Origin of the sequence: Veillonella dispar, from assembly GCF_937975875.1 — a bacterium.
Lineage (GTDB): Bacteria > Bacillota > Negativicutes > Veillonellales > Veillonellaceae > Veillonella > Veillonella dispar_B.
This window is the reverse complement of record NZ_CALJSP010000014.1, coordinates 25,419-38,871: the sequence shown is the minus strand read 5'-3', so window position 1 is coordinate 38,871 and position 13,453 is coordinate 25,419. Positions and strand designations below refer to the sequence as shown.

Genomic DNA, 13,453 nt, shown 5'->3' with positions numbered 1-13,453 from the left:
AACTGATTAGAACTTAATCTATATCAGTTACGCTTTTTATGTTCACTACTATGCAACCTCGGGGTGGAGTTGAGGTATGGCATAGTAGCTACTTATTAAGTTGTATGAACACTATAAACTAATAGTATCCTTATTTTTTATTAACACGAACGCGTTCAATTGTTGGTTCACCTTTAGCATTTTTTGCTACAGTGTCAACACGGAACAAAGCCATTTCAGGGCTGAATTCTGTTACAAGGCGATCATTAACTGTTACGCCGTCTTGAATGGCACGGTATACAATTTGAGCAAATTCATAACGTGTTAACATACGGTCACCACCAAATGTGCCATCTGGATAGCCTTCTACTAAACCACGGCGAGATAAATCGCTTACAGCTTCATATGCCCAATGGTTTGTAGGGATATCTGGGAACAATGTTGTGTGATCGGCTTTCATCTTAGTACCAGCAACACCATTTAACAATGTAGTCAATTTTTGAATTTGAGCATTTTGTTCAGCTACTGTTTTCTTAAGAGCTAATACTTCTTTACCAATTGCTACACGAGAGCGAGATACACCACTATGAGCGCCTACTTTCACAGATAAACCAGCATTGAATACTGTTTCATCACTGCCAACAGTAGAACCTACGCTAAGTTGTACGTCTTCATTAGGACGGTAGAAAGCACCGATAGCTGCTGAATCACCACTGCGGTAATGACCATAGCCTGCAGCAAAGTCCCATTTAGCATCTGGATCGAAATCAAGTGGATGCAATGCTGCCAACGCTGCTGCACCCGCTACAGATTTATCAACACGTTTATCGATTTTAGATAAATCACCTTTGATATTTTTGATATCATTTGTATTTTTGTTGATATTTGTTGTGTTATTTGTAATTTGATCAGCAATATCATCAGCAAGAGATACTTTATAGTCGTGAGTATTACCATTTACAGTTGGTGTTACCTTAATATGGTCACCAGCTGTTACAGTTGTAACACTAGAAGATGCTGCGATTTGATCTTGTAAATGTTTAAGTTGAGATACGTTAACCGCATCAGTATCTGCTACGCCAGCTTTCACATTGTTGATTTTTTGATCGCCTGCACTAATACCGTTTGTAGTGTAGTAAACAGTTGTATTCCCTTCACTAGCATACATACCATATTTATCAAATTTTGCTTGTTCTAAGCTATCTGTGTTTTCTATTTTGACACCTTCAGTAGCTGAAATACCGATATTTTCGCTACCGTTGAAGAAGCTAGCACGGTCTTTATCGATACGAGAACGCACATTATCAGTAGCTTTGCCGAAGTTAGCAGAGTTCATATCTACTAAATCTTTATTTACAGCTACTTTGTATTCCGCACCACCATTAGCATTTGTACCAGATGTGACAGTTGTATTATCCCCTGCTACTACAGTAGTATGTTTTTTAGCATCTGCCTCAACAGTAGAGATTTTAGTTTCTACCTTTTTAAGTTGTGCTACGTTAACCGCATCAGTATCATTTGTACCAGCTGCAACAGATATAATTTGACGTGTTACATCATTAGCTACGTCGCCAACGGATACAGCAGATGCTGTGGCTTTCCATGTGGAGCTTGTATCAGTAGATGCTGCTTTGGTGCTGATATCATAACCAGCTGCGCCTTTATCTACGGTCGCATTAGATTTATAACCAAGAGCGACACCACCTTCAACAGAAGCTTTTGCATCATAACCAATAGTTGTTGTATTGGCAACAGAGCGTGTTTCACTAGAAGAAAGTCCACCTATAGCAATTGTATTATCAGCAGTTATTACATGATCATTACCCATTACAATATTATTAGACGCATTAGTAATTGTATTATTGTACCCAGTTACATTATTCAATTTTGCAACATTACCAGCAGTCCCTGTAATAGTATTATTAACACCTGTCATTGATGTTAATTGCGTATAATCAGCTTTATTACCACCACCAATAGCTAAGGTAGAACCACCAGATTTATTATCTTTTACTAAATTACGCACAGTTTCTGATAATTTAGTTACCGAGGAAGGTCCTCCAAAAGCACTTGGTGTTATTGCATCCGCATCTATATCAGTAATAGAGTTAGTAATTTCATTACCTGCACCAAAAATCAAAGAACCATTAGAGTTGTAAGTTCTATTAGCGGTACCAACAACAGCATTACCTATCCCTGAATAGCTATTAGCAGCTGTAGCAGACTCAATAGAGTTTAAAGAGCCATTAATAGTAGCCCCAAAATTTTTAACTCCTGCAGTATCAGAATTAGTGCCATCATAATTACTGGAAATAACATTTAAAGCACCTGTAGTGGTTGCAACGGTACCATTGGTAAAACTATTTGTACCAATTGTTGTTGAATATACACCTAATCCAGCTTTACGTTTTTCTGTGTAAGTATCGGTGTTGACAGTAATATCACCAATTTTACCACGATAGTTATGAGATCCAATCATGGTACCACCACTACGAACATACGTATTATCCCCTATTGCTACACCAGTAACAACTTTATCTGGTTTTTGTGGAAGGCTTCCAAAACCCCAACGATTAAAAGTAGTTTGATCAAACGCAAAGAATTTATCTTGTTGACCAATTGTATTTTCTACATATGCATTTTTACCGATAGCTACTGAGCCAGATTGGTCATAGTAGCTATGGGTTGTTGCATTTTCACCGATAACTACATCGCCATTAATATTAGCATAGCCAGATCCGCCAGCATAATTGGTATGTGCACCTTTACCAATAGCAACTACTCCATCTTTTTGAGCACTAGACCCTGTGCCAATAGCTACGCCAGTACCTGCCCCAGCTACATTATCTGCAGCATTAGCTACCATACATAAACTGGATAACAACACACCGTTAATTAACAAGGTTAATAAACGTTTCCGTTTGTTCATAATTTAGAACCTCCATTTACAAACTACAAAACCTATCATTCTCTCTTTACTTTAAAATTCACGATTTATTCATGAGTCTTATATGAATATTGTAGCACTTATACGAATTTTGTAAACAGTAATTTATATATCTATTAAGAGAATATAAAAAGGATAGTTAATCGATGAGAATTAACTATCCTTTTTTTGGTAAGAGGAAGGCGAACCCCTTACCGGTGCCGTATGATATAGGTTTGTTATTAAGAGAGAGATTTTGAAGTAAACACAACACAAAGATTATCAAATAGTTGGAGAGTAACTAAGATGAACGGGCGATCACACGGCATCAATAATAAGATAATGGCTTTTATAAAAAGCCATTATCTTAAAAAACAATTGATATGAACACTAACGTTTCCCTTACCTAGAGTATATCACTTATATAGGAACAATAGTAGGTTATTTTTCATTTAATTTTCATTAAAATAAAATGAATGCAGGGAATGGCATGACTATTCAATTTGTCTATTCAGTTATCAAAATTATTGTTCAACAAAAACCGTATTAGTTCGTCTTACGAGGTTGAGCATTTTATCGCGAACTGTTGCAGATTGTTCTAAACGATGCTTGCCACCATACCAAGCCATCGGAGCTCCCGCTAAACGGAACGTAATTTTACCATATGCACCGCCAGAGCTATGTTCCGGTTTATTGTATCCCATATCTACAGATACACGCGGTGTCAGTTGCATCTCAGAGCCTATGCGCAAACCATTCTTATCAGCTTGTCGATCCTGGTTCCAGTGATAGCCTTCAACATAGACTCTAGCCCAACGCGCATTTTTAAAGGTTTTACCATATTCTAAGGTATAACCATTAGATACTCGCTCTAAGGTATGTAGGTTCGCATCCAAAACACGCTCATCGGAAGCAGAACCATACCAGTTAAAACGAAACTCGCTTTCACCAGACATATATTCAAGACCAGCACTGAGTCGATCGTGACGATTTAAGAAGCGATGGTCATAGAATAGATGAGCCCCATAGAGACGACGGTCGTCCTTGGAAATACGACGGTACCCAATGCCTACATTAAGGGTAGTACCCGTATCAGAGGCGCGAGAAATGCGCTGCTGCGTAAACCACACATCACGAGAGGTATTATCGTAATGACCTAGAGGCTGAATCGTCTCCGCAGAATACAACGGCTTCCACCCTTCTTGGAACTGAAAGCTCAGCGTAGTGCGTCGCATCCACGGCTTACCTTTGGCACCATACATAGCATTAGATACATTGGACATAGCCACCGCATTAATGGCGCGGTTCACTGCATCCACATTGCTATACTGCACGGTCTTAGTATCTTGCCGGTCCATGATGAGCGGCCCACCTTGGCCAATCACATGGTCTGGTGTAGCAGCAGGCGTAATGTGAAAGCCCTCTGATGCGGCCTTCATGCGCTCTATTTGAGCATCAGTTTTTGCAGACACTACGCCCTTATCATTATGTAATTGTTGTTTTTCTGCCTCAGCTGTACCCACACAACACAATAGGGCGCCCAAGGCGATACACACAATACGTTTCATTACTCTCTACATTTAAAATTCATGAACAACAAATGAAATATATACTAGTGTATCGAATAATGTTTATGTATGTCAAGATAGGTAGTCACTAGAAACGTATTAGTTTACTATTATATATATATAAAAAAGAGGTAATAACTATGTTATTACCTCTTTCATATCCTTTATCAATATTAAAGCTTATTCTATATTACTACACTGAATATTAAATATTAGATATTAGATTCTATTTTTCATTAAGTTTTTGCACAAGCATATCTACTGTTTCTTGTAGTTTTTTGTTTTGTGCTTCTAATGTATCTACCCGTTGTTCCAATGCGTTATAGGATGCAGGGGAAATCTTAGGCAATGTTTTATTTTCACCGAATTTATAGGATACGCCTACATTAGTCATCAAATCACCACTTACAGTTGTACCTGCTGTAAGGAGTAGGTTTTCTTTCGGATAGTAACCTACGCCAAGAGCCAATGCATTTTCGCCCTTGTAGTGACCATAGCCACCCATAACTTGGACCTTGTGGTCAGGATCAAATTGTAGTGGATGTAATGCAGCTAGTGCTGCGGCACGAGCATCACCGCGGTTGGATTCTTTTTCCACGTGGCGTACATCGCGATGCAATACATCGATTTGTTGGTTTGTACCATATAACTGGGAGCCGTTAACCGCATCTGTAGAATCCGCTGTAATACGACCTGCTGCAACATGAGTGATAGTGCGCTCTTGACCTGCTGCACCAACAGATACAGTAGACACAGGAGCAGTACCGGCGAAGCTTTCAGTAACACCATTATTGTAGGTATAACTAGGAGTGCTCACTACATCACTACTTTCAGCAGTAGAATTATTACCTAATACAACTGCATTGTCTAGAGATGTTTTCACATTATTACCCACTACGAATGTATTATTAGCACTCACTTGGTTCTTGTTACCAACACTGTAGGAATTATCGCCCTTAACAGTATCCACATTATACGTACCTACACCAAAGGCACCAGATTGGTTACCTTCAATTTTGTTATATGCGCCAATAGCGGAGTTCTTATCGCCTTTAAAGATAACACCATGACCCATGCCATAGTTAAAATTACCATTTACAGTGGAGTTAGAACCAATTAATACTGTATTGTTACCCTTACTAGCGGCAGCTTGAGAAGCGCCGAGCCATACATTTTTATTACCTTGAGAGTAGGAACCTGTAAAGTAGCCTATAGCAATCGTATCAGAAATGGTTGAATTATAACCTGCTGCAAAGTTACCTAAGAAGTTATAATCACCTTTACCGCCTACAAATGTCTTAGAACTGAGCGCTACGTTACCACCACCTTGAGAACCATTCAAGGCAAGACGACCGATGGCAATATTATTACCCTTTGCATTTGGATCCCCTACATGGGCATAGGGATCGCTATTAGCCGCCCCAGTTTGACCGCCAAGATGTACATTATCTGAGTTAGTGAAAGATGACCAGCCTTGTAAACCAATGTTATAAGTGGCACCACCACTAGAAACAACAGGAATATCTGCAGCCTGTACCAAGCTAGCAGAAGATATGGTCAAAACTCCGAGTACTGCTAATAATTGTAGTTTCTTTGCGTGATTCATAATCATACGCCTCCCTTGTTACACTACAAAACACTTCTCCTTCATACTTTCCTCATAATTCTACAAGTAGATTATACTGCCATCGAAAAAATATGTAAATAACATAAATAATAATTCATAAAGAATAGATCAGATAATATAATTAATTAATAAACAAACCCCCGTAGAATTTGTTCCTACGAGGGCATTTGTTTTGAAAACAAAAGAGGCAACGGCCTATGCCGTTACCTCTTTCATAGATATATAGTTATATATACCGATTAGCGGATACGTTTAACGCGGTTATTACCGTCACGCATAGCTTCTTTTAAGCTGTAGATTACCATTTCGTTCATGTAGAAACGCAATTCATCATTAGACACGTTAGCTGTATTCTTTTCAAGAATTGCCAAAATTTGGTTTTCATATTCAGCTTGATTCATTTCAGATACTGTAGTGTTATTCGTGAAGAATTCTTTGTAATCTAAGTACAAGCGATCTAATGCTACGCGAGCATAGCTGTCTTTTTTATAGCGATGGCTTGTGATGTACCAGCTACGACGAACGTTCATGTAGTACAACGCATTGTTAGCAAGACGTTCTTGACCAGACACACGGCCAATATTTGGTTGACCAAGTTGGAATGCTGCAAATTCAGATACTACAGCTTTTACCTCTTCACTAGGAACAGCAAGAGAGATTTCTTGTTGTTCTGCAGTCAAAGGAGCCGTAGGTTGTTCAGGCATCATCAAAGGATCTTGTGCCGCATGTACTTGGCCAGCAACACCTACAGAAGCAATTGCCATAATAGGTAATAATTTAATTAGTTTCATTAGTTCTCCTCTCTTAAAGCGCCCTCCCCAGAGCTACTTCATTTATCATACACTAGATATTATCTCTTTTGGAGCTGTTATCCCCTTAGAGATCCCCATACTAAGCATGGTAAATTTATTAATACGGTAAGCATCAATCAATAATGATTTTAGTATGCTTACTATTTTCATTAGTATACACAATATATCGTATTTCGTCTATATAGTTTTTCATTAAGGTTAGAAGAAAAATGCATCGGTGGCTATATAGTTAGTTCTATCCTCCATACAATAAAAGCCTCCTAATAATAAAGTCATGACTCTATTATTAGGAGGCTATATATGTTAGCTATTGTACAAAAAGATTGTTTAATAAATTTACACTTAGAATTTATGGTAAATCTACACTTAGAACTTATGCGTAAATCCTGCATTTACGCCCCAGTCTGCTTGGAGATCACCAGACAAACCAGTAGCAACGTCAGCAAATACGCTATTATTACTATTAAAGCCATAACGGCCGCCGAATGCCAATTCAGTCCAAGTACCTTTGAGGTCTTGTTCTGTTAATTTCACAACACTGCCACTAGCGAATGCAGTTTTCACATTGCCTGTGAAAGCATGACCTGCGGCAAAGCGTGTATAGAGGTTACCATGGCCAAATTGTTTACCCAATTCAAGGCCAAGCTTACCAGAAGTGCTATTCACACCAGATTGGTTAACAGATACATTGCCTACATTGAAGTTACGACCACCGAAGTGTGTGAAGTTCAATTGTGCTTGTGGTTCTACATAGAAACCATTAGCGTATTTCAATGTTTTGCCATAGCGAACACCGATGCTATACGCATTGGATTTTGCATCGCCAGACATAGGGTCACCAATTTCATTACGCGCTGTGAAGTCATTAGATACACGACCTACTTGCGTTTCTACATGTACGTATTGATCCTTACCAAGGTCTTTCAAACCATAGGCACCAACAGAGAAGGATTTAACCTTACCGGAACCATCAAATACATAGTCTTCAGAACCGCGAAGGTAGGATACTTGACCACCTACAGTCCAGCCACGGCTAATTTTAGCATCATAACCGCCTTGGATGCGTGTGTAATCTGTAGCTGTATCGATACCACTGCCAGAATAGCTATATTTACCGCCACCGATGCGAGCCCAAATACCAGTTGGTTCGCCTTGTTGCAATACACGAGGGCGATACATATCGTCAGCTAATGTACGCCAAGCATTGATATTACCTACTACAGCAGAACGAATACCACGCATATGAGGTGTATCGTACGCACCACGAACAACAGGATTAGGAGTTACTGGTGTAACTGGTTTAGGATCTGGTGTTACTGGTGTAACTGGCTTAGGATCTGGCGTTACAGGAGTAACCGGTTTAGGGTCTGGAGTTACTGGCGTAACTGGTTTAGGGTCTGGAGTTACTGGCGTAACTGGCTTAGGATCTGGAGTTACTGGTGTAACTGGTTTAGGATCCGGAGTTACTGGTGTAACTGGTTTTGGCTCTGGAGTTGGTGTAGGTTTTGGTTCTGGCACCACATAAGAGCCTTGACCATTACCGTCTTTCCAAGTAATATCCCCTTCTTTTTGATCTGTAGTCAACGCTTTTTTGTAGCTAGACACGATACCTTTGGAAGCGATGGATACAGTACCAGAAAGGTTTCTTTCACCCTTTACATAGTTTTCATAATAGAATTTGTGGGCCAAGTTATCTAAAATCTTGTTTACATTGCTTTCAGAAGAAGTATCAAGATGATCGCCTGTTACATAGCCATGCACGCCGGAGCCAGCTGCAGCGGATTTCACGATGAAGTTACCACCCTCGATATCAGCCGGATCAAGACCATTTTTCTTGGAGCCTTGTTTAGCGAAGTTCAAGCCCGTGCTATCACTCATGTCATAAATAACATTGATATGGCCGTCCAATTTATTTACATGAATGTCGCTGCGAGAATCTTGCGCAATACGGCTGAAACCTTCGCGCGTACGAGTGCCTGTGAGGTTATTAATACTACTGCGTTCCGTTTTACCATCAATCTTGAAAGATTCCAAACCGCCCATGTAATCATGGCTCCACATGCCCCCATCAAAGGTCATGTTAATTTCGCCACCCTTATCCTCTAAGGTGTTCACAGCCTTACCAGAAAATTGGTTAGGACTGTTGTGCGCGCGGCCTAGACCGATGTTGATAACAGATGGTTGCTGTTGTTGATGAGGAGGCATCATTTTATCAGATACCAGCACATCACCTTGCATATTAAACACTTTGTGTTTTACAGTACCCGCATCATCAATGCCGAGATTAATTTTACTATTATATGCAAATGCTACTGGATATGGAGACTTCCATGGTGCAGTAGTCACGTCCATAACCCCGCCATCCACTTGAATGGAACTGTTATTTAGCATGCCTGTAATGAAAGCTGGTTGACGATAGCGTTTAGGCAATTGAGATGCATCAGGAGTATCCAAAGAGCCAATTCTAACTTGACCACCATCAGATGCGACTACACCATTTGCAGTCGCATTACCTGTACTTTCAAATTTGCTATCTGCAGTAGTTGCAAAAATACGTCCATCGGAATTAAGACCTGCTGCAGCCCATGTGCTAGGCATAGCCATCGTAGATGACAATAAAGTCATCATAACAGCAGATAATAAAAATTTATTTCTTGCTCTCATCCTCTTACACCTCAACTATTAATACAATTACACTCAAATTTGTGAAAGTCTCTTCATAAACGAATATATCTATAAGTTGATTTATCAGTCGTTATTTATAGAAAAAGATAGATATATACTCACTTTATTAAGAACTCACATCTAACACTTTTTAAAATATATTTAAAATATTACACCATTTTTTGTGAATTGTAAATGAATTATACTCATTTATTTTAGAAATAATTAAGTTTTGATATGTATTAGATAAAAATATAGCAAAAGAGGCAACGCTTAATTCGCTGCCTCTTAGTAAATAATAACCATATAAAATTGTTTAATATACACTTGTTTATCCGTATTTGACGATATATGATATAAACCCTATAATATAAACAGATAGCCAAGCGAGTGGTTCCGTCGGGCTCATCTCAAAGTTACAAAAAATTGATGAAATGGCCTTTCAGTTATCCAGTTATTGAAGCCCCATGTATTAGATAGTTATATCCAATACATGGGGCTTCTTTTTATTCTATTATTACCATATACATTTATATGGTAACCAGTATATTAGAATTTATGTGTAAACCCAGCATTTACAGACCAGCCTGCTTTATAGTCGCCAGATAAGCCTGTGCTAAGGTCAGCAAAGATGCTGTTATTAGCATTGAAGCCATAACGACCACCGAATGCTAGATCGGTCCAAGTACCTTTAAGGTCTTGTTTTGTATATTTTGTAGTATTACCTGTTGTGTACGCTGTATTTACAGTACCAGAGAAGGCATGGTTTACACCAACGCGAGTATAGATATTACCTGCACCGAATATTTTACCGATTTCAAGGCCAAGGCCCCCTGCTGTGCTGCTCACACCAGATTCGTTGACATGCATACGACCCGCATCAAAGCTATCCCCACCGAAGTGAGTGTAGCTCAATTGCGCTTGTGGTTCAATGTATGTACCATTTGAAAGCTTCACAGTTTTACCATAGCGTGCACCGATAGAGTATGCATTAGCTTTAGTCTCGCCAGACAGTCTTTCACCAATTTCATTGCGAGCTGTGAAAGCATTAGAAACGCGACCTACTTGGGATTCAAAGTGAATGTATTGGTCTTTACCAAGATCTTTCACACCATATGCACCTACAGCAAAGGCTTTTTCCTTACCAGAACCGTTGAATACGTAGTCATCATTACCACGAAGGTAGGATACTTGACCACCTACAGTCCAGCCACTACCAGTTTTAGCATCGTAACCGCCTTGAATGCGTGTATATGTTGTATCTGTATCAATACCTTTTGCATCATAGCTATATTTACCGCCTCCAACGCGAGCCCAAATACCTGTTGGTTCGCCTTGTTGCAATACGCGTGGACGATACATATTATCTGTCAATGTTCTCCATCCGTTAATATTGCTCATGATAGCAGAACGGGCACCGCGCATATGAGGTGTATCAAAATCACCCATGATAACGTGAATATGAGAATTACGCTCTGGCACTGGAGTTGGTTTCACTTCTGGTTTAGGAGTTGGTTTTGGTGCTGGCTTAACCTCAGGTTTTGGCGTTGGTTTAACCTCTGGTTTAGGAGTCGGAGTTGGTACCGGCTTAACCTCAGGTTTAGGAGTTGGTTTTACCTCCGGCTTAGGTTGAGGTTTCGGTACAGGTTTATTTTCACCATATACGTATTTACCTTGACCATCCTTATCGGCTTGCCATGTAATATCACCTTCTTTAGCATGACCAGATGTAATTACTGTAAAACGACCAGATTCAGAACCATCAGATGCAATAGCTACTGTACCTTGAAGGTTTCTTTCACCATTAACATAGTTATGATAGTACATCTTGTGAGCCAAGTTATCTAAAATCTTGTTCACATTAGCCTCAGAGGACATATCTAGGCCTCGTTGAGTAGTATACACATGAGCCGCTGCACCAGGAGCCGCACTTGTAATATGAATATCACCACCCCAGAAGGAATCTGGAGTCAAACCATTATAGGTTGTAGTCGGTGGTTTATAATCTGGATCCTCAGTATCGCCACCTTCATCATTAGGGTCGTAAATAAAGTTTACATGACCTTCCAGCTTATCTACATAGAGCTTATTATGCTCACTTTGGGTTACCATATTCGCATAGTTGCGGTTCTTGGAACCTACAAGTCGATGTACATGGCTAGGTTGTGTACCACCATCTAATGTTCCATCATGCAAGCCGCCTTGATAGAAAAGCTCCCAAGAACCATAGTCACCAAGGAATACATTAATATGACTTGGATTCTTTGCATCTTTGTCTGCTAAGTTAAAGGCTAAACCATCCCAAAGAGATTCTTTGCCAATGATACCAATATTGATCTCAGATGCATGATTTGGGTCGCTTTTAACAATGACATCACCTACCAAAGACAAGTCATTACCAGTAAAATTACCTTTATTGCCGTCTACACCAATATTAACGGTGCCACCTTGAGCCACTGCAACAGGAGTGCTTACATTTTGAACATCATAAACGCCTTCCTTAAGGCTAACTGTACTGCCACCTTTACTACTAATGAAAGGCTTGTTATTATAGCCAATATTAGCAACAGCTTTATCAATACTAACTGTACTACCAGTATCTGCTTCAATCGTAGATATGTAGTTTGTCATTTCGCCAGCCTTAAACTTCCCACCGTTGTTTACCGTAATATTTGCACCATTAGGTGTAGTAACTAATGTACTCCCCGCCATTGCATAGGGCACTACAGAGCTAGCAATTGTCAGAGCAATCGCTAAAGATAGGTTTGCTTTATACACACGTTTCATAAAAACCCTCTCTCATTTACACACTATAAACTATTATTAAATAATTTAATTATATTTAATAATTATATTCTTGTAAATATGAGGGAAATTTGCCACATAACTATAAAATTATCACAAGTAAAAAAAAAGCAGTAATTATAGTTACTGCTAACGTATACGTATATATATTTTTGTATATTTCTATAAATAGATTCTTATTGATTCGCTTATATGTTCGCCATATAATTGATATAGGATAGTTAAGCGAGGTTGGGCCTCTCTTCGTCTATGAAGGGAGGGTTGTCTATGAGTGATTATGAGTTAATCATGCTAATCCTAGAGGTAATGACTGTAGTCATTGCTTTTGGTGCACTCGTGGCGCTTATTTGTCTTGGAAAAGACAAATAGCCCTTCGTTATCCCTAGATAATTAGGTAACTGAAAGGCCATTTCATCAATTATTTATTCTCTTGAGATGAGCCCGACGGATCTACTCGCTTGGCTATCTATTTATATTATAGGGTTAATCTTATATATCGTCAAATACGGATAAACGATACTATAGTACACTTATACAGACCAAAAGGCAGCGATCGAATCGCTGCCTTTATTCTTTATCTACGTGCCACACGCATAGCGGCCATCATACCTGGAGATTTCCATACAGATTGGCCATTGTCTGAAACGAGTTTGTTGTTATAGTAGAATACATCTGCATTGTAATAGTTACTATCGCTAGATGATACCTTATAGCTAAGGCCAGATGTAGTGTACACTGTAAAATTGAGTACATCCCCTACTCTCTTTACAGAGTCTTGGTCTACATACCAGCTATTACCATTATAAGTAGTAGCATACACATCGGTACGAGCTTCTACATCATGTGTATTAATACCGATCAACACAAGTAGAGCTGCTAACATATATAAAAATTTACGCATTAGAATTACCTCCGTTTTATCGTTGGAATACTTGTTTATTATACCAAAAAACGGTGAAATTCGCATTAAAATGGCAACTTCTGAGCCAACTACTATCGGCTGCTCAATATACAATACAATACGTTTCATAACAGATTTGTTATATAAGAGAACATTCAATCCCTATTTCTT

The 13,453-nt window shown here is 39.1% G+C and carries 7 protein-coding genes; all 7 read right to left on the bottom strand.

The features are described from left to right. Positions 1-130 precede the first annotated feature (130 nt). Complete coding sequence (locus Q7P05_RS00615) at positions 131-2,845, bottom strand: S-layer homology domain-containing protein (protein ID WP_303930034.1); 2,715 nt, start codon at positions 2,843-2,845, stop codon at positions 131-133. Between the two features lie 584 nt (positions 2,846-3,429). Beyond that, positions 3,430-4,473: an inverse autotransporter beta domain-containing protein gene (locus Q7P05_RS00610; protein ID WP_303930029.1), complete on the bottom strand. Its 1,044-nt coding sequence runs from the start codon at positions 4,471-4,473 to the stop codon at positions 3,430-3,432. 226 nt (positions 4,474-4,699) lie between these two features. Then, positions 4,700-6,079 carry a YadA-like family protein gene (locus Q7P05_RS00605; RefSeq protein ID WP_295221013.1) on the bottom strand — a complete coding sequence of 460 codons (1,380 nt, stop codon included), beginning with the start codon at positions 6,077-6,079 and terminating at the stop codon, positions 4,700-4,702. A 260-nt stretch (positions 6,080-6,339) separates the two neighbouring features. Further along, positions 6,340-6,891: a hypothetical protein gene (locus tag Q7P05_RS00600; protein WP_303930028.1), complete on the bottom strand. Its 552-nt coding sequence runs from the start codon at positions 6,889-6,891 to the stop codon at positions 6,340-6,342. A 387-nt stretch (positions 6,892-7,278) separates the two neighbouring features. Next, positions 7,279-9,576, bottom strand: coding sequence for an autotransporter outer membrane beta-barrel domain-containing protein (locus tag Q7P05_RS00595; RefSeq protein ID WP_303930027.1), 2,298 nt, complete (start codon positions 9,574-9,576; stop codon positions 7,279-7,281). Positions 9,577-10,125: 549 nt separating this feature from the next. Then, positions 10,126-12,363, bottom strand: coding sequence for an autotransporter outer membrane beta-barrel domain-containing protein (locus tag Q7P05_RS00590; RefSeq protein WP_303930025.1), 2,238 nt, complete (start codon positions 12,361-12,363; stop codon positions 10,126-10,128). Between the two features lie 592 nt (positions 12,364-12,955). Beyond that, positions 12,956-13,282 (bottom strand): hypothetical protein, encoded by a 327-nt coding sequence (locus Q7P05_RS00585; protein WP_039968814.1) that lies wholly within the window; start codon positions 13,280-13,282, stop codon positions 12,956-12,958. Positions 13,283-13,453: the final 171 nt, after the last annotated feature.